Source organism: Alteromonas sp. RKMC-009, from assembly GCF_003584565.2.
In the GTDB taxonomy this organism is placed as follows: Bacteria; Pseudomonadota; Gammaproteobacteria; order Enterobacterales; family Alteromonadaceae; genus Alteromonas.
In genome coordinates this window covers 3,799,840-3,824,910 of the sequence record NZ_CP031010.1, presented here as the reverse complement: position 1 = coordinate 3,824,910, position 25,071 = coordinate 3,799,840, and the positions used below count along the sequence as shown (strand labels likewise).

Here is a 25,071-nt window from a genome sequence, read left to right as displayed (position 1 = left end):
TTATGCCAGTATGCCGGCATCAACCAGCTTACTGATATGCGCCGGGTCTTCTCCCAGCATGGAAACAAACACGTCCTGCAAATGTTCACCCAGGCAGGGTGGAGCGGTTACGCAGTCAGAGGACACAGAGAAGCGCAAAGGCGGCGCGGGCATATCACATAATCCAAGTTTGCTGTGTGTGATCCAGCGGTAGTGTCCGTGTTGTAAGGCCTCGTCGGTATAGACATCGCGGCCGTCCGCAACGGCTTCTGCGGCAATTCCTGCCTGTTTTAAACGTTTAGCCACGGCATGTTTGTCAGCGGTTTGACAGTAGCAGGACAGCGCGTCTTTCACTGTTTCGGGGGACACGTCTTTCGTCTGCGCAATATCCAGCAGACCTGCAGCAGCAAGCAGTTGCTGTTGCGTAGAAAGGGTAACCGCCACATATTGATCTTTGCCGCGACAGGCAAATACATCCTGAAGCAGTGCTGACGATGAAGCATTGGCCTGCTTTACCGGTTCACCTTTTTGAATGGCGGCGAAGCTGTCTGCCAGAGTATGGATTAGCGGCTCAACCTGACTGATATCAATGTGCTGACCGCGTCCGGTTTTACGTTTGTGTTCCAGTGCTGCCAGTGTCGCTACGGTTGCGAACATCGGGGCAACTACATCACCGTAGGCAAAAGGAGGCATGTGTGGATCGCGGTCTGGCCAGCCCGACATACTTGCCAGCCCTGAAAGTGCCGCTGCAGAATTACCGTATCCTCTTATCTTACCCAGCGGGCCGGTACGCCCGGCAACACTGACGCTGATTAAAATAATATCCGGCTTAATAGCTTTAAGTTCTTCAAAGGACAGGCCAATCCGCTCCATGAATCCGGCACTGAAATTTTCAACAACCACGTCGGCACGGGCTACCAGCTTTTTGGCCAAGTCTACCCCGGCCGGTTCGGCAAGATTAATGGCAACACTCTGTTTACTGGTATTGGTAATGGCAAAGAAGGCCGAGGCATCGATATCTCTTTTGCCGCCGGCAAACGGGGGGCTCATCCGTCCTAAATCGAGTCTTTTTCGTGACTCAATTTTGATCACTTCCGCGCCCAGGTCAGCCAGATCTTTCGTGGCTCTCGGGCCAGCGCCCACCCAGGAAAAATCAGCAATTTTTATATCTCTTAAAGGTAACGTCATTGCGGTGCTCCTGAATTACATTGAATTGGCGACTCGGCCTGAATAAGGTCCTGAGCCTTTTGAAAAATGGCTTCACCATCGACATTAAATTCATTCAGTCCAGCGGCCTCCTTCCGGGCCATCTGGTTGTATAGCTGGTCGAATTGCTGTTGCTGGCTGAACGAGTGGAAGGTCATCTGGTTTTCACGCCCGAAATCCAGTCCCCGCTTTTCCGCTTCCTGCAGGCGTTCTTTCAGGTTTTGCTCCCACGTAGCCTGCGCGTCATCAAATATGCGCTGTATGTCTGCGGGCAGGCTTTGCCAGACTTTTTCAGACATGGCTCTGGCGGGATAAGCGCCCCGGCTAAACTTCACCAGTGTGATGTGCTCTGCCACTTCAGAAAAATGCATGCTATGGATGGTGTCAGCAGGTGCTACAACGCCGTCGATGATGCCTTTGGCCAGTGCCGGGTAAACTTCTCCCATCGGCATATTGACCGGATCAGCGCCAAGCTCTTTTAGTAAGGCTACCGCTTCACTTTGAACCCGCAGACGTAATCCCTTAAAGTCTTCAAGACTGTTCAGCGGTGTGTGCCTGGTTATCACAGCAGGAAAGTTACCCCCCTGAATCGCCAGCACTTTTAACCCTTCAAGTTCATGTCTGAAAGACGGAAATGACGCTGCCAGGCATTTAAACAGTGCGACCTGGTCATCTATGCTGTTGATCCCGCCGTAGAAGCCGGCCTGAGTGCGCAGCACATGGGTACCGCCTCTGGCATAAATCGGTGTAATCAGGCCGATATCCGCTACGCCATGCCTGATCTCCAGCATGCTCATATCTGACGACAACAAAGAACCTGACCAGAAGGCATCAAAAACAATTCTTCCTTCCGAGGCTTCTTCAATGCTTTCCATCCATGCAATATCGGCCTGACTGAACGGGTGACCGGGAGGATACGGGCTGGCGTAAGTCAGTGTGCGAACATCAGTCTTGTGTGCATCAGAGCAGGCAAAACAAAGTGGCAGCAAAACGAAAACAAGGAGGTACTTCATGTTCAGACCCCCGTGACCGATGGAAGCCACAGTGCCAGTGCGGGCAACGCGATGATCAGGCTGAGGTGGCAGACGTCAGCAACCAGAAAAGGTACGATACCGCGGAAAATGGTGGTTATCGGGATATCTTTCACTATCCCCTGTAACACATAGGCGTTCAGGCCCAGTGGCGGTAATATAAAACCGGTTTCCATCGCCCTGACCAGGAAAATACCAAACCAGATGGGGCTGTAACCCAGTTCAAGAATAATGGGTAAAAATATAGGCGTGGTCAGGAGCATTAACGCCAGACCATCCAGAAAGGACCCCAGAGCCAGCAGGATGATTGCCATGACTATAATGGCGACAACCGGACTGGCATCCACTGAACGGATGACTTCGGCAAGCATGGTGGCGAGGCCCGTTACACTGATAAACGTGCCAAAAATAATCGCACCAATGATAATGAGATAAATCATCCCCGAGGTCAGTAGTGTTTTACGCAGGGCTTCTTTGAACAGGCTCAGAGACAGCACGCCCCGGAAGTAACACATCACCAGTGTGAGCGCCACGCCCACCGAGGCGGCTTCCGATGGCGTGAATAAACCTATCATCATGCCGCCGATAACAAACAGGATGAGCACAGCGATATCACTGATTTTTTTCAGACCAGCAATTCTGTGTGGCCAGCTCACTCTTGGGCTTCGTGGACCCAATGACGGATTCAGGGTGCAAAGGATCATGACCGTTGCGATGTAAAATATAGCCTGGGTGATGCCCGGAATAATCGCAGCGGCGAACAGAGTGCCGATGGATTGCTCGGCAATAATGCCAAACACGATCAGGGCGCCTGATGGCGGGATCAGCGCGCCCAGTGTGCCGCCGGCAGCCAGTGAACCGGTGGCAAGCTGATTCTGGTATCCGGCTTTTCGCATTTCGGGCATGGCTGCTGAACCAACGGTAGCAACCGTTGCCAGGCTTGAACCGCTGACCGCTCCGAAACCGGCGCAGCCAGCAATGGATGCGACAGCCAGTCCACCCCGTCTGTGCCCCATGAATCTTGCGGCGACATCGAAGAAATCCCTGCTTGCTCCGGCGCTGAAACACAAATGTGCCAGCAGCAGAAACAGGGGGAGAACGCCGAGTTCGTATTTAGATATGACTTCGAAGAAAATGACACCAGTTTTAATGACTGCCGCTTCAGGTGACAGTAACAGCATCAATCCGCCAAAGCCGACAATACCCAGACTCACCCCAATGGGGATCCCCACCGTCAGGGCGACGAACAGACATATCAGGCCAAGGAGACCTGTTAACTCAGGACTCATGATGGCGACCTTTAAAGACTTGTTTCAGAAAACAGGCTGAAGCTACACAAATGCCGGTAAAGCCAATAAGACGTAACCAGAAATAAGGAATATGCAACAGTTCTGAACGTTCAGACTCGCCTATTGTTTCAATGGCTATCCATAATCCGGCAACGGCCAGTAGCGCCAGAAATAAGAAACAAACCAGAGCGGAAAAACGTGCAGCAAGTTGCTGACCAGGCGAAGACAGTCTGCTGGTCAGAATTTTGATAGTGGCGTGTTCGTTATTCATGGTGGCCATGACAAGCGCACCGGTTGCCATTAATACAATGGCTGCCTGTACAATTTCAATGGCACCTAAAAAGGGCAAACCAATATGTCGCCCTGCCACAGCAATGGTATCTGCAAACATCATAACAATGAGGCCGGTTGAGCCTGTCAGTACAAATATCTTTTCTATCACGGAGCTGACGGGGGAGAGTACCCTTGGCCCTGCATGCCTTTCCTGCGCTGACTTCATCGGTTGGTTCTCCGGAGAATAAAAAATGCTAACATCGACAGTATCAAAGTTACGCCAGTTGGATAATTTATAAATTAAATAGTTTGGTTTATCAACTATTATGTTAATAAATTGTTCTTCAATAAGTTAGAGGGAAAAGAAAGCGTGGTCAATCAGAAAGAAATAGAAATGGGGCGGTTGGGAGAGTTCATTGGCTTCCGGTTACGGCGTGTTCAGAACCTGCTGTCAAAAGACTTTGCTGCAGCTACCCGGAAATATAAGTTACGTTCCGGATTGTTCAGTTCATTGTCTTTAATTTCATCCAATCCGGGTATATCTCAAAATGAGCTTTCAGCAGCTGTAGGTCTCGATAAATCTACATTTGTTCAGGTGATTGATGAGCTTGAGAAGCGGGGCTTGGCGAAACGGGAAAAATCCAAAACTGACCGTAGAAGACATGCATTGTTTGTGACGGATGAAGGTCAGGTTTTTCTAAATGAACTGTATGAAATTATGGCGAAAACTGAATCGGCAGCACTGAAGCAACTGAGCCCCAGTGAGCTTAGTTTACTGAAAGCATTACTCGACAGAATGTACGAGGTGTTATAGCTGGGTTACAAAAATGTTTTAAAATATTTAACATAATGGTTGACTTTTCAAACTAAATTGCCGTTTACTAGACAAAGAGATTGCGGTCGCAGCGGTCGTGCCGGTATCCATTCGTGAATCAGATAATGTTAATTTTAAGATTCCGCATGCGGTGAACCCGTTGACCAATCGCAAATTAGCACTAGGCGATGCTCAATTTGTCAGGAGGCAAGTCAATGTTTGTTAACCGTTTAGCCACGTATTCTTCAATGATCGCGTTAATGGGATCACTAAGTTGTGCATCTGCATTCGCACAGGAGAATGTTCAGGCCACATCAGAACAAGCTGCTCAAAGCAATGCAGCCGAAGAAGAACCCGAAGTCATTGTCGTGACATCTACCGGAACCAGTATCCGCGGTGCTGCACCGGTAGGTTCTTCACTTATCGAAGTCGGGCGTGATGATATCGATCGTTCTGCTACCATCAATACCATGAACCTGCTGCGTGAAACGCCGCAGATATTCAGTTTGGGGGTCAATGATACATCCCGCAGCGGTAGCGGTGGTGCAGGTAATATCGTGTACGGGAATGCCATCAACATTCGTGGTATTGGCCCTTACGCCACACTCACTCTAATCAATGGGCGACGTGCTGTGCCCCAGGGCACCCTCGGTGCCACCGTTGATCCTTCGTCAATTCCGACCATTGGTTTAAAGCGTATAGAAGTTATTGCAGATGGTGCTTCGGCCGTTTACGGCTCAGATGCGGTTGCTGGTGTGGCTAACCTGATATTACGTCGTGGGTTTGAAGGTGTGCAGGTTGAGGGGCAGTATGGTGTGGGAGCTGACTACGATGAACACCAACTGAGTCTGATCACCGGTAAGGCCTGGAATACCGGGCAGGTAACCGTATCTGCGCAGCGCTCTTATCGCAGCAATATTTTTGGCGGCGACCGTGATTATTACCGTGCTGACTTAACCGGCATGGGCGGTGCTGATTATCGGGTTACCAGCTGTAATCCGGGTAACATCTACCTCAACGGAAACAGTTATGCTATTCCTCAGGGCGGTGCGACGGCTGACAATCTGGTAGAGGGGACACAGAATACCTGTGATAACTTATCTTCAACAACGGATTTAATGCCCGAGCAAACCATCCATAGTGCCGTTATGACGCTGAATCAGGATCTTAGTGATCGCGTTACGATGTTCGTTGATGCACTGGTTTATCAACGTGATGGCAAACGCTACTCCGAACCTTACGATGCGCGAATTTCGGTACCGGAAACAAATGCATACTTTGTTTCTCCTGCGGGGATAACGCTTGAGCCTTGTTCAGGCAGTCTGGGCCTGCCTGCAGGTACAGGTTGTGAAAGTATCGATTATAGTTTTGCTGAGGCTTATGGCTCTCCGGCGGTCACGACATTTGATACGCAAACCTGGCAACTGACGGCCGGTCTCGACATCACCTTACCGGCAGACTGGTTGCTCAATGTACATGCCACCATGGGGCAGAATGATGATCAGGCGTTTAATCGTGGCGGTAATGTAAATAGTGGTGCTCTCCAGGCGGCCCTGGCCAGCCCGGATCCTTCGACAGCATTCAATCCATTTGGCACATCTGAAAACAATCAGGCAGTCATCGACAGCATTTTTAACTACGCTATCGACACCGTTGCACAAACCAAAGTGAAAGATTTTGGTATGAAGGTAGACGGTCCGCTCATGTCGCTGCCAGGTGGAGACGTGAAGCTGGCAGCTGGCCTGGGCTACTACGAAATGGAACTATGGACTGGTCAGGTCCGTGGTGCTGACGGCGCCCGTGAATACAATTTTGACCCCAGAAGCCGTGACATCACATCAGGTTTTGCAGAGTTATATATTCCAATTATCGGTGATGATAATGCAGTGCCCGGAATTTACAGCCTGGTGCTGGACATCGCTGGTCGTATTGATGATTACAGTGATGTTGGCAGAACTGAAAACCCCAAGATTGGTATCGACTGGCAGCCGGTGGAAGATGTGGCAATACATGCAAGCTATGGCGAATCATTCCGTGCTCCGCTATTAACACAGTTAGTCAGCGCTGGCGGCAGTAATCTTTATATCCAGAACTACTTTGATCCGACGATCAATCAGACTATCCGGGGGGCCACGCTCTCAGGGGGGAACGACGAACTGGTGCCGGAAACAGCAGAAACCTGGTCAGTGGGTGTTGATTACACGCCATCAAGTTACAAAGGTGCCCGTTTTTCAATTAACCTGTTCGATGTCACTTATGAAGGACAAATTGGCGGGCAGTTATCGAATCTGAATATTCTGCGTCAGGAAGATGTGTTTTCTTCCATCATTCTGCGGGGCGCTGCAGCACAGGCAAGAACCGCTGAGCTCCTTGCTGGTGGTATCAATGTGCGAAGTGGCAGTGTTGCTGAAGCCGAAAATACCATGGTGTTCGTGGATGGCCGGAATAATAATCTGGGAAGCACTGAAGCCCGGGGGCTGGATTTCTCCATGTCGGTACCCATGGAAACTGACAGCGGTGATTTTAAATTTGGCTTGCTGGGTACCTGGTTTGATTACTACCGTGTTGCGCAAACTGCTACGGCTGAATCTATTGATCAGGTAAACAATCTGGATTATCCGGTCAGTCTGCGTATGCGTGGCAGCATTAACTGGCAGCGGGATTACTGGGATTTAACCCTGTTCGCAAACTACACGAACAGTTACAACAATACTCTTACCGGTGAGGAGATCAGCTCACTGACCACGCTGGATTTTGCTGCGTCTTACATCTTCAGTGGCGGACTGAGCGGCATTGGCGAAGATCTCAAAGTGGGACTCTTTATCAACAATATCACCGATGAAGATCCGCCTTATGCCGATATCGCCCCGTCAAATAATGGTGGTGGTGGTTTCGACCCGCAGGTAGGCAGCCCGGTCGGACGACTCATCTCACTCTCGCTGTCTAAGAGCTTCTGATGAAAACGCTGAAAAAGCGTAAGTGGTGCCGGCTTCTGCCGGCACTAACTATCTTCTGCAGTTTGCCGGTTATGGCTACACAGGACTGGTGGCAGACAGAAGCGGAGCGGGCCGCTGGGGATGATTTAGTACCGCTCTACCATAAATATTGCAAAACGGGTGAAAGACAGTTTCAACCGGAACTGCCCGCAAATGCATTTTACGTGTTCGATAATCTTATTTTCCTGGGTTATGAGCGTTGGAACAGTTGGGCCTTGTTGAATAATGAGCAGATTATCATTTTCGATGCCATGGAAACGGAAAAGGAAGCCCGGAAATACATCATCGATGGTCTTGTATCGCTGGGTCTGGAGCCTTCAAAAATTTCTCATGTTGTCATAATGCATGGTCACGGTGATCACTTTGGTGGCGCTGCATTGCTACAACGATTATTCAACGCTGAGGTAATGGCCAGTGAAGCAGACTGGCAGTTAATGGATGTAACCCGGACTTTGAAAGAACGGTATCCGGATCAAGAGCACGTGATCATCGACGGAGTGCGGATAAAAGTACCGGTTGCGGGTCAAACCGTGCCAGAAAAAAATCGTGTAATCAGCGATGGTAGTTCGCTTTACACTATTGCCGGAGACATCCTGTTCTACCTGACGCCCGGACATACTGCCGGCACGCTCTCAGCAATCTTACCGGTTACTGACAGCAACAAAACGTATCTTGCCGGCTTTTTCGGTGGCACTGGTTTTACGGCCCCGGGCACGCCTCTTGATGTTTTCCTCTCCTCTTTAAACCGGTTCAAATCGCTTACCGCAGATAAAGAGGTTGTTGTACCGCTTAGCAATCATCCAACAAGTGATTTGACAGGGTTACGTGCTAAGCAGCTATCCGGACGGAAAAAGAACGGGCCTCATCCGTTCCTGCTAGGGCAGGAGGGATATCAACGATTTCTCTCTGTTTTTTCATCCTGTCTTTCATCTTATATCAACAAGGAATGAATATGACTTATTCACGTATTGCATGGTTTTGCGCGTTTTTGCTACTGGCTGGCGGGAAAGAGGCCGTAGCAGACATTGAGCAGGTTAAGAAAATCCCGGCCGGTAAGCGCGAAATTTATAATGCCGCGGAGGTAAAAGGCTCGCCGGTATCTGTCAACCTGGCTGAATATGGCTATGTAGAAGAAGAGTATTTTGTCAGCGGCACAGCCAGTTCCTTTGATTACAAAGATGGCAGCCTGGTTGTTCATAATAAAGACTTGCCCTATGTGACCCGTGTTGTTGTCCGCCGGCCTGAGGATATGGCGACTTTTTCAGGCGTATTGCACGTAGAGCCCGAGCATCCGTCTAAAGGAAATACGTCTCACTGGGTGGCTATGCAGCACTTCATTATCGACAGTGGCGATGCATATGTGTCAGTGGGCAGCGGTAACGATCCCCGTCAACGGGAACTGACTGCACAAGGTGAGTTCCCTACGGCGCAAAGCGATATCGCCAAATGGTATGACCCTGAGCGGTATAAAGCATTACAGTGGCCAGAAGATGACGGGATCCGTTATCAGGTCATTTCTGACGCGGTTCACTATTTCCGTACTGCTCACGACGCAAACCCGTTTAACGATGCGTTGCCGGAAGTCGCTATTGCCGGAGGATGGTCATTTACAGGCAGTTTCTGGCGTACCTATGTTAATTACGGATTTCATGAAAAATTTGCTATCAGCGCGGATAAACCACTATTTGATGGTTATCTGGTAGGGATCTCTTCACGTTGGAACGGTCTCGGCGTTTTACCCCTTAACTCAGATGTAGAAAAGGATGGGATGGACAATCCGGTTCGGGACCTACGCCCGGTTAACGTTCCGGTTATCGAGTTTCTCACCGAATTCGAAGTTGCGGCAGGGGATGGCCCGCAGGTTGCTGACAGCAACAATAATCCGGGGGCTCACCGGTTATATGAAATGGGCGCAGTCATTCATGGCGATCAATTATTAATGGATCAGGGAGGTGACCGGTTTAACCGTAGTCAGCTCATTCAGCTATACCGTAAAGGATACCCAAAAGAAGCTGATGCACTGGCTGAATGCCAGTACCCGCTCAGCGATATTCCTCAAGGCCCCTATGCCCGTTCTGCGCTGTCTAATCTCCGTGAATGGATTGTGAATGACCAGTTGCCGCCCCACGCTCAGGAACTGGTGTTAAATGAAAACGGAAAGGTGCTTCGGGATCATCATCAAAATCCGTTGGGCGGAATGCCGGTAGCAGAGTTCGCTGTTCCTCTGGCGAGCTATACCACAGACGCAGAACCTCAATGTCAGCGAAACGGCCGTCCGGCCATGCTCAGAAAGAATTTTTCATCACAGCAATTACTCGCCATGTATGGCAATAAAGACAAGTATCTTAAGGCGTATGGCGACTACCTTGATGCCATGGTGCGGGAACGCTGGGTGTTAGAAAGCGATGCAAAAATGTTGAAAAACAAGATGGCGGATCTGGCAGCTGACGCTTTTGCTGGTAAAGGAGAATAAGCATGAATTACTTGAGTAAAAACTGGCTTAACATTTTAGCGCCGGTACTTATCGCGTTCTCAACACTGAGCGTAGCCAGCGGGTTTGCCGATTATCAACCGGCACCGGCCTATGAAGAAACCTCCGAGGCTTCATCTTATGTGACCATGCGGGATGGTGTGAAGCTGGCAATATCGGTAGTCAGACCGGCGAAAAACGGTAAACCGGTTGACGGAAAATTCCCGGTTATCTGGCACCACACGCTGTCCATATCCAGGGAAGCCCGCGACGGAACCGGCGGCTTCATCAGTGCGCTGCATGCCATTCCTACATTGGCAAAACATGGTTACGTAGTGGTTCAGGTGGCCCGACGCGGTAACGGACAATCCTTTGGGGTGATGCGTGGCTATCACGACCGTAATGAGGCGTTTGATGCGTATGAAATGACGCAATGGCTGGCAGAGCAACCCTGGTCTGACGGCAATGTGGGCGTTTACGGATGTTCTAACACCGGAGATGCGGCTATGCATGCGATGTCTGTTCAACCGCCTGCTTTGAAAGCCGTTTTTGCCGGCTGCTTCTCATGGCATAAATTTGATGCATTCCGGCGAGGCGCAATCTTCGCACAGTGGGGTACCGGACCCGCCAGAACAATCGAAGATGACATGGCTATTCCACCTGTTGACGGTGATGAAGACAAGAAACTGCAGCGGCAAGCAGCAGAAGAGCATCAACTGGCAACGCCGTTACTTCAGATGTGGTCTGAATTGCCATTTCGCGACAGCTGGTCAAAAACCGTGGGAAGTCGTTTCTGGTCTGAGGGCAGTGTGGCCGATTACAAAGACCAGGTAGCCCGTTCAGGGATACCGCTTTATATCATGGGCGGCTGGTTTGATGAACTGCGGGATCAGGGCCTGATTACCCTGCTGAATGTGCCGGGGTCAAGAGCCATCGTTGGTCCGTGGCAACACTGCCGGAACGATGATTTTCCCCTGCTGGATGAGATCCACCGTTTTTTCGATACCCACTTAAAAGGTTTGGAAACCGGACTAAATCAGGAGCCGCCTCTCCACTATTTTGTGATGGAGGGGAGTGAAAATGGTCACTGGGCATCATCATCAACCTGGCCGGTGGAAGGCGTCGACTTTAAAGCTTTTGCCATGACAGATTCTGGTTTGAAAACTGAGAGTCAGGCTGGAGGCACTTTGGATCAGCATTTTGATGTGAAGTTTGAACAAAATTGTCCCGGTGAAAAAATCAGTTCCCGTTCCCAGCCCTGCAGTACCCATGAGGAGGGAATTCATATTACGTCTGAGCCACTTGATCATGCCATAGAAGTCACTGGCCATCCCAAGGTTACAGTGAATCTCTCGACTAACCAGAAGGATGCAAACTTGTTTGCTTATCTTGAGGATGTTGCGCCTGACGGGTCTGTTACCGTTATCACAGAAGGCCGGCTGAAAGCCTCTATGCGCAAGACAGACAGCGCTCCGTGGCTGATGCCGGAGGGCACGCCCTGGCATCGCTGGTACAAGGAAGATCAGCAGTTACTGACCGCCAATAAGCCAGTGGAGCTGACGTTCGCGATGATGCCGACTTCCTGGGTTTTTGCCGCAAATCATAAAATCCAGGTAACCTTCACGGGATCGGATTATCGTGAAAGACTGCGGGATGATGCTGGTCATGCGCAAACAATCAGATTAACCAACCCGTCATCAGGTACAGCAGTGCTGATGCTGCCGGTCGCGGGCAACTAGCTTCGTAACGTGTGTCAGTATGCAATAAATCCATGCTGACACTATTTATCAAAAATTTAGTCACTTTCTGCCATTAATGAATCTTGAACATTTCATTAACATCTATTTCGTTTATTTTACAAATTGTGGAAAGGACAAACCAAAATGACCTGCAAAACGGCGCAATTTTTCAGAACGAAACATGCACTCGCAGTGTTAGCCGCACTGACTACCAGCTTTTCTGTTTACGCACAGGAAAATAATGATGAAAAACGAAAAAGTCGGGATGAAGATATAGAGAAGGTACTCATCACGGCTGAGCGTCGTTCCGTCAGTGAATCCGATATGCCTATGTCTGTCATCGGGTTTTCCGGTGAAGCGCTGGAAAATAAAAACATTACTGATATGGAGCGGTTGCAGGCGCAGGTTCCAAACCTGGTGTTTACCGACAACGGCAATACCAAATACATCAACATTCGTGGCGTGGGTATTTCTGAAAGCGCACCGAATCAGACAAACGGTGTAGCTGTGCATCTTGACGGTGCTTATGTGGCCCGGGAGTTTGTTTATGGCGATGCCTTTTTTGATTTAGGCAGTATTGAAGTTTTACGCGGTCCACAGGGGACTTATTCAGGCCAGAACGCCAGTGGCGGCGCAATCTTTATCAATTCTAAAAAGCCGGTTCTGGGTGAAACAGAAGGTTTTGCGGCGGCTGAGAAAGGCAGCTACAACCTGACTAAATACAGTGGCGGTTTGACTTTCCCATTGTCTGATAGTCTGGCAATGCGGATCTCCGGTAACGTTGAAAGCCGCAACAGCTTCTTTACTAATCACGGACCTGATCCTGATACTGATGCTTCACTGGTAAAAGACCAACCCGGTAATCTCGACCGATCTATGGGCCGGTATCAGTTGCTGTATTCACCGGATGATAATCTTGAAATGCGGTTGATATATGAGGAAAGCCGTAATGAATCTGATGGCGTGGCGACCCAACGTTTTCCTGAAAAAGGAAATACCCGCCTGCCTGAAACTGGTGTGTGGGATTTGAATTACGATTTGGATGGCCATCGCAGTGTGCGTTACAACCGCACCACATTTACCACTGACTGGCAGTTTTCTGAAGGCGTAAAATTACTGACTAACTTCTCTTATTTTGACAGTACTCAGGATATCCGCACTGACGGTGATTATGGCTCGTACCTTACAATAACGGACGAACCGCAGACCGGCCGTGATTTCCGAATATTTGATGAATACTGGACCGGTGAAATGACCCTTGTCTCAACCGGGGAAGGACCATTTCAGTGGACTACCGGCCTGAGCATTATCGATTATGATCAGAAAAATAATCTGAATCTGCTGCGTTACAACAATGAAAGCTACCCCGGTACGTCACTGGATTTAGAGTCCCACACCAGATTGTTTATGTATCTGCACAACGTGCGTAAAAACAAAGCTGTTTTTGGTGAGGTTGCTTACCAGTTTACCCCTGATGTGGAAGTAAAATTCGGCCTGCGTTACAACCGCGATGAAGTAGGTTTTGCCGGAGACTCTTATATTACTCCGGGCGCTGGTTCTTATAACGCAACATCAGGCCGCCCGTTCCCGCAAAATCAGTTGTTTGATTTCAGTGCGCTCACCGGAAGAGTGGTTGCTAACTGGCATCTGTCTGACGACAGTATGCTTTACGGCACCATTGGCAGAGGGTATAAGCCCGGCGGTACGTCACCATTTGGACCCGATTACGATTCAGAGTATGTACTGAACAAAGAGATTGGCTGGAAAGGTGGAGTTTTCGATGACCAGACCCAACTGTCGGTATCTGTTTTTCACATGGATTACGACAATTTTCAGCGTACTTTCGCGCCACCCGACAGCCCGCAGGAATCAGTAACGCGCAATGTTGATGGTTCAACGATTGCGGGTATTGAAGCGCAGTTGTCCGGCATTCATGCAGATATCCGCTGGGATATTTCTATGGCTTTCAACAAAGGTGAGTACGGCGATCTTGAGTATGTACTACCTGCCGGTGCTTACGACGGTGAGAATCCTGCCACCGATTTGTCGCTAAACCTCAGTGGAGAGAGCATTGATTTCCTGCCTGAACGTTCATTGAGCTGGGGCCTTGAGTATCTGGGATGGGAGACGGAGTCCGGCGTTATTCTGCCATCGCTGAGAATGAGCTATCAGTCTGAGTTCTACACCTCATTTTTCCATCTCGACCATCAGTTGACCCCGTCCCGGACAATTTGGGAAGCGAACGTGGCGTACGAGAGCGATTCGGGCTGGCGGGCTGATCTGTACGTGCAGAATCTTACTGACGAAACGTACATAAGCCGTGCCACCGGTGATACCGACGGCGTGGGCGTTTACAACCTGGGTGCACCCCGTCAGGTGGGTGTAAAAGTGCGTTATAACTTTTAAGGGGCAACCATGAGCAAAATAGTGAATGCGTTAACGTTACTTTGTCTGTCTGGGATTACCACTTTTGCCACCGCCGGTGTTGTCTCGCCGGCCGGCGGCTCCGGCTCGCAACCGGCTGTTGCTGCAGTTCGTGATGACATGCCTGACACCACCCTGTATTACCCGAAATCCTGGCCACAGCAATCTGTGCCAGTAATGCTCTGGGCAAATGGCGGCTGTCGTGACAATGGCCTGCGTTATGCCCGCTTCTTGAAAGAAGTAGCTTCCCATGGCTATTTTGTTATCGCAGCAGGTCCGGCGAGAGAAGAGCGGCCCACTTTTCTGGAAGAGGCGAGGGCAAAAGCCAACGCGAAGCATGAGCCTGAAGCTCGCTCAACCCCGGTGGGCTCTGCAGATAAAACCACCGTCGAGCAGATCATCAACAGTCTTAATCTGGCGGAAGGATTTGCTGCAGATAAGAATGACGAATTTTATCAGCGCTTCGACCCGTCAAAGGTAGTGGTCATGGGGCATAGTTGCGGTGGACTCCAGGCGCTGGAAGTGGCAACGGATGCGCGACTTGATGGCGTGATCCTGTTTAACAGCGGTGTCATTAATGAGCCGCTCAAAGTGCAGAGTACTGCGCTTAGAGTACAAAAGTCCATGCTGGAGAAAGTGCACACGCCCATCGCCTATGTGAACGGCGGACCGGATGACGTGGCCTATTTTAATGCTCTGGATGATTTTAACCGTTTAGAGCATGTTCCCGTCTTTTTCGCTGAAAATGGCGTAGGACACGGCGGTACCTTTGGCGTGCCTGACGGTGGCTCCTACAGTAAAGTCGCCATCGCCTGGCTCGACTGGCTACTTAAAGGCGACGAGTCTGCTAAACAGTGGTTTGCAGGCGAAGATTGCGTGTTGTGTATTGACATGGACTGGCAGGTTCAGCGGAAGCATTTATGAAAAATATCGCTAAGCCATCAGTTCTGTACTGCCTGCTTACGCTGCTGGCTGGCGTGGGCGCAGTCGGATGCGTATCCGCGCCGGTAAAATCAGAGCGAACATTCAGTGGAACGCTGGAAGACGGCGCTTTGTGGCAGGCGAAGGTGCCTCATAACTGGAATGGAACGTTATTGCTTTACGGACATGGCTATGGTCGCAAAGCGAGATTGCCAGATGTGGCGCCAAAACAGTCAGAAGCATTTCTGCTGGCGAACGGTTATGCGCTTGCCGCATCGCAATACCCCGAAGCGGGATGGAGTGTCGAAAAGGCTATTCCCAGCCAGTTGCTTGCCCTTCAGCAATTCCGGAATGACGCTGGTGCGCCCGTACGCATTATTGCCTGGGGATCATCAATGGGGGGCTTGATCACCTCAGCCATTGCCCAACGGCACGCTGACCAGGTCGATGGAACCATCAGCTTGTGCGCATCCAGCTACGGTGCGTTGCCTATGATGGATACAGCGCTGGACGGGGCGTTTGTGTTCACCCGCCTGTTGTTTCCCGGTGAAGATATTCCGCTGACAGGCAGAGGGGACGACCGCGAAACCGTTGAACGACTAATCACCTCAATGGAAGATAATCAACAGGATCCCCGCTGGCAGGCCCGCGCAGTGCTTGCCGGTGTGCTTGGCGGATTACCTGACTGGACCATTCCCGGTTCTGAAGCACCTGAAACACCGGATGCCATTGCACAGCATATGATGGCGGCAGTAAAAATGGGGTTGTTTTTACCCCGTGGTGATCAGGAACGCCGGGCCGGCGGTTCATTTTCTTCCAACACCGGCGTGGATTACCGCACTTTACTCGATGCCAGTGGCAGAAAATCATTGGTGGAAGCGGTATACCAGAAAGCTGGTTTGTCGCTGAGTGATGATCTGCACACACTTGAAAAGGCACAACGGATTGCTTCAGTGCCCGGTGCTGTTTCTTATATGGCTGCTAACTTTACGCCTGACGGCGCCATCACCAAACCAATGCTTGCCATGCATACTACGGGCGATGGTATGACATCGCCGTCACTGCAAACAAACTATCTGCAACTTCTCAAAAGTCAGTCAGATCCCGGATTATCTTCCGCGCTTTGGGTGGAAAGAGCGGGCCACTGCACGTTTACGCCGGAAGAATTGCTATCGAGTGTGGAAACACTCGAAAACCGGCTTGAAAGCGGAAAATGGCAATCGCCCGCCCGTTCGCCGGAAACTGCATTTACAGATGCAGTTGTGCTGCCTCTGCCACGTTGGTGCGCGGAGAATCAGCTGGCCTGTCAGTCAATGACCAAAAACGGAGATCATCAATGAAAGTTTTCTGTTTGAATGCCCTGATGCAAGCGTCGCTTCTGACCATGTTATCTGTATCGACTGTCGCGGCAGAAGTGACTTACCCCGAAGGATGGATCAAGCCTGGTGAAAGCGGCACGTTTAAACAATCACAAACTCACAGCAATGCCAGTGGTAAGGTGAAAGTGCTGGCAGAAGGTCAGCCTGTTGAAATGAGCGGGCATCCTTTTTTTCAGGCACTCAGTGAAAACGGACGTGCCTGCATCAGTTGTCATCAACCGTCAGACGGTATGAGCCTGTCGGTGAAAACCATACAGGATGTCTGGAGCGGTACGCAGGGCCGCGACCCTATCTTTGCTGCATGGGATGGCTCTAATTGCCCGGATATGCCGCAAAAAGAGAAAGCTTCTCACTCTCTGTTGCTGGAAAGAGGGCTTTTCAGGATCCAGATGCCCTGGCCGCCGGCGCCCCGCTATGGCAAAGAAGTCACTCCGGATTTCGACATTGAGGTTGTGCGGGATCCCTGGGGCTGTAACAGCTCGCAGAAATACGGCCCCGATGCTGCTGAACCCTCCATTTCTGTTTACCGCAGGCCCCGTCCGGTGGCGAATCTGAAGTATCTTACTGCCGTCGGTTTTGCCTACGATCCCAAGCAGGGCGTGGCGCTGCCGAGGGATGAAATTAGTGGTGAGTTCTTATCCGGCAACATCATGTCAGATAACCGCAGTGTGAATTTAAAAGCGCAGATGCAGGATGCATCGGGTACCCATCTGGAAATGTTATCTGCACTGACGGATGAGCAGGTGGAAAAAATTGAGGGGTTCATACTCAGCATTTATGCCGCTCAGGCAGAAGATAAGGATGCCGGAAAGCTGGATGACGGTGCATTTGGTGGCCCTGAACTTCTTCGTGACTCAAAGCCGGGACAACTGGGCAGTATCGGTCGGGCAGTATGGAGTGAGTTTGAGCCCTGGGAAGATCAGAAAAGCACCGGTGTCACGCCGGAACAGGCTGACAAGCGGGCATCCATCGCCAGAGGCGCGCGGCTGTTTCGTGAAAAAATGTTTTTAATCAGTGACAGTGCCGGTATTAACTCACCCATGGGGTTTGGAAATCCGGTGCTGAACAGCTGTGTGTTCTGTCACAACATGAGTCAGATGGGCAATGACGTGGCACCGGGTCAGGTGGATATTGGCACCACCACCAAACCCTTTGCTGAACCAGCGCCTGAATTGCCGTTGTTCCGCATTACCTGCAAGGGTGAACCTCATCCCCACTATGGCAGATCATTTCTGACCCAGGATCCGGGTTTCGGACTCGTAACAGGGCGTTGTGCTGATACGGGTAAAATCACTCTGCAGTCTATGCGTGGGCTGGCGGCCAGAGCGCCTTATTTTTCAAACGGTTCTGCAAAAACCATGGGCGACCTCGTCGATTACTACGATCGCCGGTACCAGATAAACTTCACTGAACAGGAGCGTCAGGACTTAATAAACCTGATGAATTCGCTATGAGAAAGATTCAGATAGCCGTATCCGGTTTGTTGGCTCTGATGACGGTTTCTGTTGTTCAGGCTGCGACGGATATCGTTGAGTTTGTCAGTTGTCCTGTGTATCGGGATGCAAGAGCCGGTAAGAAGTCCGGCTGCTGGCTGGCGGACTCACCTGAATCAGGGATCCGGTTTGATATCAGCGCTTCGCCGGTAAAACCGGACTGGAATTACGCCGTGCTGGTGCAGGGACAAATAACGGATAATGCGGATGCCTGTGGCGGGAAGGTGTTAAACCCCGTGCGGGTGTCTGTTCTTTCTGAGCCTTGCCCTCAATACCGGTTACCGGCGGAACGTTATCCGGGTAATCCCTTCGTGCGTCCGGCAAACATTGTAAAGCCTCTCAGCGTAGACAGAGCGCCCCTCAAAGGCCCGTTTGAAGACAAACAGTTTCACGTTTTCTTCGACTATAACAAGTCATTTCTGACCTATCAGTTTGGTGACTATCAGCTAGACCAAGCTGCCTACTGGATATTGCAGGCTATGCCATCGCGGGTGGTTATCACCGGTTTTGCTGATACACGCGGGATCACGGTTTCCGGTCATGAGTTTCGGGAGAAAGAACAGATTGCACAGGACAGAGCAGATATTATTGTGACTTCATTGTTACGGCTGGGTGTGCCTGAATACGCAGTGGCAACGCAGATTAACATGGCTCCTGAGATGTTGCCCGGCGAGACAGACGGGGTCAGCGGACTGGTAACCACATCGCGCTGGCGGGTAACTATTGATGCTTACTTTGATTAGGTTAACATGAACTTTACGCAGGCTCTGGTCTTGACTCCAGTGCCATCATCTAGGTTTCACTGGTCTGGCGGTGGTGTATGTTAAATCAGATTAAACCCGGAGCTCACTACGGCACCGGTGCAAATCACTACATTTCATCATTGTATGATGTGGCAGTAAGGCACGGTTTACCCGTTACAGATATGCTCGCCGATGCCGGTTTACATGAAGATGTGATTCATAATCCCACAGAACGTGTTCCCACTGAAAAGCTCGCTGACTTTCAAACGGCTGTCTGGGATGCAATCGACGATGAGACCATGGGTTTGAGCTACAGGCCGCTCAGACGGGGCACATATGCCATGATGGGCAAAGTGTCTGTGCATCAACCAGTTCTGCACAAAGCGCTGAGTACAGGGGCTAAGTTTTATAATCTGGTGACCCTTCATGATTTCGTCACACTGGAGATTGTGAAAGATCAGGCTGTATTAAAGGTTAACGAGGAGGCGCCGGAAAAAGACTATCAACACCTGTTTGCGGAGATGTGTTTGCTTGCATGGCACCGGTATGCATCCTGGTTGATTTCAGATATTCTGCCGCTTACTGAAACACGGTTTCCTTATCCGCCTCCCAACCATATTGGTGAATATCATTATTTGTTCCCCGGCGTTCACAAGTTCAATCATAAAGAACTGGCTCTGGTTTTTCCTGCTCATTACCTTGAAAGGCCGGTGAAACAAAGTGAATCATCACTGAAAGCCTTTATGTCCCGCTGCCCCTTAGAGCTGTTCCGGCAATATAAAGCCGATTACAGTCTGGCCACTGAACTAAAGTTAATGCTGGGGAAAGCCATGCTGGACGGTACCGGCACCATTGAACAATGTGCAGATAAACTGCATATGACCAGACGGACCCTGATCCGTAAACTTAAAGACGAAGGCACCTCGTTCCAGCAATTAAAAGATATTGTCCGGCGTGACAAGTCTATATTTTTCCTTGGACAGCAAGGCTTAAAAATTAATGAAGTGGCAGAACGGGTGGGGTACTCCGATCCCGCCGTTTTCACACGGGCATTCAGGCAATGGACCGGCCTTTCACCCAGAGACTTTCGTCAGCAGCTGTTGTGCGGGGAAGTCGAATCTTAGTCCTGACTTACCTTGGCTTGTTGCACACAATTTCGTGCATGAGTTCGTTAAGCTCAAATTTCAGCACCTTTTAGAACTAAGAATCTCCCTCCAAAAACATGCCAAAAATCCCCCTTTGTCGTAATCGGCAAAGTTTTTAGTCGTAATATGCCATTCACGCGAGTGAAACAAAAAAATAACATTTGCTTGTTATTTGGTTTTTGACGGTTGTCTGTTTCCTGTTGACAGATCCCATCTTAAATAAGGCAAAAGGACTAAAAGCATGTACCTTCTGAACACTACAAAAATAAAATCGACCCGTAATCTGCTCAACCTTGCCGTTGTGGCGGGGCTGGCAGGTTTTACCAGTATTTCATTCGCTCAGGAAACAGATACCGCTTCAGATGCCGATGACGTGGAAGTCATCACGGTAAAATCCGAACGCAGAATTAAACGGGTACAGGATATTCCTACCTCAATGACCGTGCTGTCAGCAAAACAACTGGAGAAAAAAGCGGTGTCGCGTCTGGATGATCTGCCCTTTGCATCACCGGGGTTAACCATCACTGATGCCGGTTTAACCCAGTCGGTGAATATTCGCGGTATTGGCCTGGCAAGTGGTGATCCTGACGTGACTAACGGTGTGGGCACCTACATTGACGGGTTGTTTCAACCGCCTATTGTTAGCACGCTGAATTTCTACGATGTGGCGAATATTCAGGTGCTTCGTGGTCCGCAAGGTACGTTTGCGGGTTCAAATTCAACCGGCGGTGCGATTATGGTGACTTCCCGCAGACCGGAAATCGGCGGTGACTTCGACGGTAACGTGATGCTGGGGATCGGCAATTATGCGTCACGCAATGCCCGTGCAGCGGTAAACCTGCCAGTTTCTGACACTTTCGCCGCGCGGGTTGCGGTGAACTACAAAAACCGCGACAGTTTTTACAACAGCACAGGCAGCGTTGACACCGACGCGGGCAGTCTGGATGAAACCAGTGCGCGACTCGGTTTGGCCTGGTCACCCCTCGACAGCACTGACATTTACGTAAAATACGAAACCTCAGATAAATCTGCCGGCGGTTTTGCATACCGTCCCATCGAAGGCACGGCGTATTCTGAGGGCCGTACCGGCTCAATCAGGGATTTAGCCTACAACACACCGTCGCAAAACGAGGAGTCGGCCGACAGCCTGTTACTGGATATTTCCCACCGGTTTGATAACGGACTGTCTGTGAAATGGTTAAGCGGTACGCAGGAAAAAGAGATTGATAATATTTATGACTACGATGCCACAGAGCTGGATGTGAGTACGCGCAGCCAGTTTGTCAAAGAAGATCAGGTGAGTCATGAGCTGAACCTGATTTCACCTGACGGCAAGGATTTTACCTGGGTTGCCGGTGCTTATTATCAGAAGAATGAAGTGCTGGTGGATATTGATAACGGCCCGTTCCCGGTAGAAATCGACATTCAGAATCAGAAAGTCATAAAAGGTGTATTCGGGCAGGTGAGTTACCGCTTCTCAGATCGCTGGCAAACCGAATTCGGATTACGTAAAGCCTGGTTTGAAGGCTCAGCCGATCCGCAAAGTGGCGTGGTCGTAGGCAGAGGTATCATCGCTCCGGATGGGGTGAAGGTTGCCACCATCTCCGGAAACTACGAAGATGATGATATTCTGGGCAAAGTATCGGTGAACTATACGCCTTCAAGAAGCCACAGTTTCTATGGCTATATCGCCAGAGGGTACAAGCCCGGCGGTATTAATTCAGAAACCTCGGTGTTCGACAAAGAAACCGTGATATCCATTGAAGGTGGCTGGAAAGGACGCCTGTTTGACGATACGGTGAGTGCTTCGGTGGCAGTATTCAATAATGATTACAAGAACTTCCAGAACACGAATATTGATGTGACCACCGGCCGTTCAGACGTGTACAACATTGCCGATGCCAGCATCGCCGGGCTGGAGTTTGCGCTGGATATCTATCTTGATAACCTCACCATTGATTTCGCAGGCTCGTTTATTGATTCAGAAATGGAGCCCACACAGCCCATTGTTAATACCCGTGAATCCGGTTCACCGTCGTTGCCTCAGTGCAGCGCAGGCCAGGATGCCAGCAGTGGAACATGCTTCGATTACACGCCGTTTCTTGTGGCTGCAGGCTCAGGTCCAAACCTGTATGCGCCGGAAAAAAGCTTCACTGTGGGTATTGAATATGCCATTGAATTATCTGATGGTGCATTGCTGACACCCAGATTAAATTACGCGTGGATAGATGAACAATGGACGAATCTGATTTACGACCCGGAAACTGATTTACTGGCCGACCGGGGACTGCTTTCCGCCATGGTTACCTACGAAACAGGAAACTGGCGAGTAAATGCATGGGGACGTAACTTAACCGACGAAGAGTATGTGTCCGGGCAGCAGCTCAGCAACAATACTGAATTTTATGGCGCGCCCCGTACCTTTGGAATAGACGTCAATTATACATTTTAACTGTGTGCGGCAGCCATGCAGTGCTGCCGCTGCTTTTTGCGGAGGGATCGCATGAAATTTATGGGTAGCCTGGCGGTTGGTGCCGCCTTACTTTGCAGCGTGCCTGCAGCGATGGCGGACAATGGTATTGCCGGCGAGTTAAATGCCAGATCATGTGCTGCTTTGAAAGAGTCGCTGATGATGCCTGAAGGCGTTTCATTAACGTCAGTTAAGGCCGTAACGTCGGTTTCGGCCCTTGAGTCACAATTAAAACCGGCGCAGGCGAAAGCTTTTAAGCCTTACTGTCAGATCACCGGTGAGTTTGAAAAACGCAAGGGTGTAAAAGGGAAAGACTACGCCATCGGCTTTGGTCTGAACTTGCCGTTTGACTGGAATGGCCGGTTTCTGTTTCAGGGCGGTGGCGGCTTAAACGGCCTGATCCGCGAACCATTAGGTGCGCTGGCTGCCGGTGATACGCCCGCGCTGTTCCGTGGCTTTGCCGTTGCCAGTACAGACAGCGGACACCAGTCTGATACGGTGTTCGATCCTTCATTTTTTGAAGATCAGCAGGCGCTACTTAACTTTTATTCAGGTGCTGTGTCGAAAACCGCAAAGCTGGTCACACAGTTGATTTCTGGTGTGTATTCGCAGCCGGCGCAGAACAATTACTTTGTCGGGTGTTCAACAGGTGGGCGTGAGGCCATGACCATGTCCCAACGTTTCCCTGACTTATTTGATGGCATTATTGCAGGTGCACCGGCCAGACAAACGAATTACTCAGAAATTGCAGATTTGTATGTGGCGAAAACATTGCGGGCGCTGAGCGGAAACAATCAGCCTCCTTTCAGTGACAAGAAACAAAAAGCCATTGAGCAGGCACTGCTGGCACAATGTGATGCCCTGGACGGTCGTGAAGACGGATTGATTTTTGCGGTGGAGCAGTGTGAATTTGATCCCGGTAAAATGATTTGTGACGGGCAACAGCACGGTGATTCATGTTTAACGACGGAAGAAGCCGAAGGGCTGGTAACCGCATTTAACGGTCCGGCTGACAGCAACGGAAATAACGTGTATCCGGGATTTTTCTTTGATACCGGCATCGACGATAAACCGGCCCGTTCTGCACCGGGCTTACTGTCTGCTCAGCCTGGTCCGTTGGGACGGGCCCGCATTGATGAGCCCTTTGACATTAACCGGGAACTGGCCATCGCGGACGGGTTTCCTCTGGAGCCAGGCAACGCCACACTGACCAACTTGTCGACCTTTGTTGTTGAAGAGAACAAACTGATGTTCTTCCATGGTGTCAGCGACCCCTGGTTTTCGGCTAAAGATACCTTAGGCTACTTCAATGACATGGTGGCGCAAAACGGTGGCTATGAACAGGTCAGCCAGTGGTCACAGTTTTACTTTGTGCCGGGAATGGGTCATTGTCGTGGCGGTGAACAGGCGCTGGATCAGTTCGATATGCTCTCTTCACTGGTAGACTGGGTTGAAAAGGGTGACAAGCCTGTCTCCGTTGTTGCCTATGGGGAAAGCATGCCAGAGGAAACCCGTCCTCTTTGCCCGTATCCGTCGGTGACCACTTATAAAGGGGAAGGCGACGAGAGTGACGCAAGCAGTTACATGTGTAAAACACCTGATGGCCACTAGAAAAGGTTTTGCCAGTGAGAAGACATTTTGAGTATGGCAGTGCATCGAATCACTACATCACAGCGCTCTATCATGCTGCGGCAGAGCGCGGCGTAGACAGTGCACGCCTGCTCGAATCAGCCGGCTTAACGGAATCTGTGGTTGATAAACCGGATCAGCGGGTGCCGGCTGAAAAGCTGGCGCTTTTTCAGAAGCTTATCTGGGACGAGCTCGGCGATGAAAGTATGGGGATGTCCGGCTACCGGCTAAAATCAGGCTCTTATTACATGATGGGGCAGCTGACCGTTCAGAAGTCGTCGCTGGGGCAGGCGCTGGCCTTAGGTGCACGCTTTTATAATCTGCTCACAGATGATGATTTTATCACCCTTCACAAAGATAAAGACGTTGTCCGCCTGGTCATCAGGCCCACGGAAATGCACCTTGATCCGGACCACCTTTTTGCTGAAATTTGTTTGCTGGCCTGGCACCGCTATGCGTCCTGGCTGATTTCAGACATTCTTCCTCTTAATGAAACCCGCTTTCCCTATCCGCCGCCTAATCATATTGGCGAGTATCATTATTTATTTCCCGGCGTTCACCGGTTTAACCATACTGAACTTGCTTTAGTTTTTCCTGTCCATTATCTGGAGCGGCCGGTAAAGCAAAACGCAGCGTCGTTAAAGGCGTTCATGTCCCGCTGTCCTCTCGAGTTATTTCGTCAATATAAAGCTGATTACAGCCTTGCGACAGAACTCAAGCTTATTTTGAGTAAAGCCATGTCGAATGGCACTGGCACAATAGAACATTGTGCAGACAAGTTGCACATGACAACCCGAACTCTGATGCGCAAACTAAAAGATGAAGGCACCTCATTTCAGCAACTGAAAGATGTGGTGAGACGGGATAAGGCCATATTTTTCCTCGGCCAGCAGGGATTACGCATCAATGAAGTGGCAGAAAAAGTCGGTTATTCAGACCCTGCCGTTTTCACCAGAGCCTTCCGGAACTGGACCGGGCAGTCGCCCCGGGATTTCAGACAACAGCTTCTGACTGACAGCGAAGCTTAATATTCTTTGCATAAAATATAGAGTGTCACTTTTTGCAAAGTA

General features: G+C 50.3%; 18 protein-coding genes. 14 read left to right on the top strand and 4 right to left on the bottom strand.

The features are described 5' to 3' along the window. From DS731_RS16855 to DS731_RS16840, 4 genes are read right to left on the bottom strand one after another with little or no spacing between them, the layout of a single operon-like run. Window positions 1-1,167: a CaiB/BaiF CoA transferase family protein gene (locus tag DS731_RS16855; protein ID WP_119502427.1), complete on the bottom strand. Its 1,167-nt coding sequence runs from the start codon at window positions 1,165-1,167 to the stop codon at window positions 1-3. After that, complete coding sequence (gene dctP, locus DS731_RS16850) at window positions 1,164-2,198, bottom strand: TRAP transporter substrate-binding protein DctP (RefSeq protein WP_119502426.1); 1,035 nt, start codon at window positions 2,196-2,198, stop codon at window positions 1,164-1,166. Before dctP ends, DS731_RS16855 begins: the two co-directional genes overlap by 4 nt. A gap of 2 nt (window positions 2,199-2,200) precedes the next feature. Continuing rightward, entirely contained in the window at window positions 2,201-3,505 is a 1,305-nt protein-coding gene (locus DS731_RS16845) for a TRAP transporter large permease (protein WP_119502425.1), read from the bottom strand. After that, complete coding sequence (locus tag DS731_RS16840) at window positions 3,495-4,004, bottom strand: TRAP transporter small permease (protein WP_119502424.1); 510 nt, start codon at window positions 4,002-4,004, stop codon at window positions 3,495-3,497. The genes DS731_RS16845 and DS731_RS16840 overlap by 11 nt, the downstream gene beginning before the upstream one ends. 144 nt (window positions 4,005-4,148) lie before the next feature. Between DS731_RS16840 and DS731_RS16835 the strand changes: the two genes are divergently transcribed. From DS731_RS16835 to DS731_RS16770, 14 genes are all read left to right on the top strand, one after another. Next, window positions 4,149-4,592, top strand: a complete 444-nt coding sequence (locus DS731_RS16835; protein WP_119502423.1) for a MarR family winged helix-turn-helix transcriptional regulator — start codon at window positions 4,149-4,151, stop codon at window positions 4,590-4,592. Window positions 4,593-4,807: 215 nt separating this feature from the next. Continuing rightward, window positions 4,808-7,549, top strand: coding sequence for a TonB-dependent receptor plug domain-containing protein (locus DS731_RS16830; RefSeq protein ID WP_161599173.1), 2,742 nt, complete (start codon window positions 4,808-4,810; stop codon window positions 7,547-7,549). Beyond that, a complete protein-coding gene (locus DS731_RS16825) occupies window positions 7,549-8,538 on the top strand; it encodes an MBL fold metallo-hydrolase (RefSeq protein ID WP_119502421.1) in 990 nt (329 codons plus the stop codon). The genes DS731_RS16830 and DS731_RS16825 overlap by 1 nt, the downstream gene beginning before the upstream one ends. Window positions 8,539-8,540: 2 nt before the next feature. Continuing rightward, window positions 8,541-10,061, top strand: a complete 1,521-nt coding sequence (locus tag DS731_RS16820) for an alpha/beta hydrolase domain-containing protein (RefSeq protein ID WP_119502420.1) — start codon at window positions 8,541-8,543, stop codon at window positions 10,059-10,061. 2 nt (window positions 10,062-10,063) lie between these two features. After that, a complete protein-coding gene (locus DS731_RS16815) occupies window positions 10,064-11,797 on the top strand; it encodes a CocE/NonD family hydrolase (RefSeq protein WP_119502419.1) in 1,734 nt (577 codons plus the stop codon). A 144-nt stretch (window positions 11,798-11,941) separates the two neighbouring features. Further along, entirely contained in the window at window positions 11,942-14,203 is a 2,262-nt protein-coding gene (locus DS731_RS16810) for a TonB-dependent receptor (RefSeq protein ID WP_119502418.1), read from the top strand. Window positions 14,204-14,212: 9 nt separating this feature from the next. Continuing rightward, window positions 14,213-15,145 (top strand): dienelactone hydrolase family protein, encoded by a 933-nt coding sequence (locus tag DS731_RS16805; protein ID WP_119502417.1) that lies wholly within the window; start codon window positions 14,213-14,215, stop codon window positions 15,143-15,145. Then, window positions 15,142-16,482 (top strand): alpha/beta hydrolase, encoded by a 1,341-nt coding sequence (locus tag DS731_RS16800; protein ID WP_119502416.1) that lies wholly within the window; start codon window positions 15,142-15,144, stop codon window positions 16,480-16,482. Before DS731_RS16805 ends, DS731_RS16800 begins: the two co-directional genes overlap by 4 nt. After that, on the top strand, window positions 16,479-17,975 hold the full coding sequence (locus tag DS731_RS16795) for a hypothetical protein (protein ID WP_202980668.1): 1,497 nt from the start codon (window positions 16,479-16,481) through the stop codon (window positions 17,973-17,975). The genes DS731_RS16800 and DS731_RS16795 overlap by 4 nt, the downstream gene beginning before the upstream one ends. Further along, entirely contained in the window at window positions 17,972-18,757 is a 786-nt protein-coding gene (locus DS731_RS16790) for an OmpA family protein (protein ID WP_119502415.1), read from the top strand. Before DS731_RS16795 ends, DS731_RS16790 begins: the two co-directional genes overlap by 4 nt. Before the next feature lie 77 nt (window positions 18,758-18,834). Continuing rightward, window positions 18,835-19,881, top strand: a complete 1,047-nt coding sequence (locus DS731_RS16785; RefSeq protein WP_119502414.1) for an AraC family transcriptional regulator — start codon at window positions 18,835-18,837, stop codon at window positions 19,879-19,881. A gap of 262 nt (window positions 19,882-20,143) precedes the next feature. Then, window positions 20,144-22,354, top strand: coding sequence for a TonB-dependent receptor (locus tag DS731_RS16780; RefSeq protein ID WP_119502413.1), 2,211 nt, complete (start codon window positions 20,144-20,146; stop codon window positions 22,352-22,354). Window positions 22,355-22,405: 51 nt separating this feature from the next. Beyond that, window positions 22,406-23,983, top strand: coding sequence for a tannase/feruloyl esterase family alpha/beta hydrolase (locus DS731_RS16775; RefSeq protein WP_161599172.1), 1,578 nt, complete (start codon window positions 22,406-22,408; stop codon window positions 23,981-23,983). Window positions 23,984-23,997: 14 nt separating this feature from the next. Further along, window positions 23,998-25,029 (top strand): AraC family transcriptional regulator, encoded by a 1,032-nt coding sequence (locus DS731_RS16770; RefSeq protein ID WP_161599171.1) that lies wholly within the window; start codon window positions 23,998-24,000, stop codon window positions 25,027-25,029. Window positions 25,030-25,071 lie beyond the last annotated feature (42 nt).

What these genes read in the sequence shown, in the direction of transcription:
- DS731_RS16855 (WP_119502427.1), bottom strand. Translation starts at nt 1,167, where the DNA reads ATGACGTTACCTTTAAGAGATATAAAAATTGCTGATTTTTCCTGGGTG.
- dctP (WP_119502426.1), bottom strand. Translation starts at nt 2,198, where the DNA reads ATGAAGTACCTCCTTGTTTTCGTTTTGCTGCCACTTTGTTTTGCCTGC.
- DS731_RS16845 (WP_119502425.1), bottom strand. Translation starts at nt 3,505, where the DNA reads ATGAGTCCTGAGTTAACAGGTCTCCTTGGCCTGATATGTCTGTTCGTC.
- DS731_RS16840 (WP_119502424.1), bottom strand. Translation starts at nt 4,004, where the DNA reads ATGAAGTCAGCGCAGGAAAGGCATGCAGGGCCAAGGGTACTCTCCCCC.
- DS731_RS16830 (WP_161599173.1), top strand. Translation starts at nt 4,808, where the DNA reads ATGTTTGTTAACCGTTTAGCCACGTATTCTTCAATGATCGCGTTAATG.
- DS731_RS16825 (WP_119502421.1), top strand. Translation starts at nt 7,549, where the DNA reads ATGAAAACGCTGAAAAAGCGTAAGTGGTGCCGGCTTCTGCCGGCACTA.
- DS731_RS16820 (WP_119502420.1), top strand. Translation starts at nt 8,541, where the DNA reads ATGACTTATTCACGTATTGCATGGTTTTGCGCGTTTTTGCTACTGGCT.
- DS731_RS16815 (WP_119502419.1), top strand. Translation starts at nt 10,064, where the DNA reads ATGAATTACTTGAGTAAAAACTGGCTTAACATTTTAGCGCCGGTACTT.
- DS731_RS16810 (WP_119502418.1), top strand. Translation starts at nt 11,942, where the DNA reads ATGACCTGCAAAACGGCGCAATTTTTCAGAACGAAACATGCACTCGCA.
- DS731_RS16805 (WP_119502417.1), top strand. Translation starts at nt 14,213, where the DNA reads ATGAGCAAAATAGTGAATGCGTTAACGTTACTTTGTCTGTCTGGGATT.
- DS731_RS16800 (WP_119502416.1), top strand. Translation starts at nt 15,142, where the DNA reads ATGAAAAATATCGCTAAGCCATCAGTTCTGTACTGCCTGCTTACGCTG.
- DS731_RS16795 (WP_202980668.1), top strand. Translation starts at nt 16,479, where the DNA reads ATGAAAGTTTTCTGTTTGAATGCCCTGATGCAAGCGTCGCTTCTGACC.
- DS731_RS16790 (WP_119502415.1), top strand. Translation starts at nt 17,972, where the DNA reads ATGAGAAAGATTCAGATAGCCGTATCCGGTTTGTTGGCTCTGATGACG.
- DS731_RS16785 (WP_119502414.1), top strand. Translation starts at nt 18,835, where the DNA reads ATGTTAAATCAGATTAAACCCGGAGCTCACTACGGCACCGGTGCAAAT.
- DS731_RS16780 (WP_119502413.1), top strand. Translation starts at nt 20,144, where the DNA reads ATGTACCTTCTGAACACTACAAAAATAAAATCGACCCGTAATCTGCTC.
- DS731_RS16775 (WP_161599172.1), top strand. Translation starts at nt 22,406, where the DNA reads ATGAAATTTATGGGTAGCCTGGCGGTTGGTGCCGCCTTACTTTGCAGC.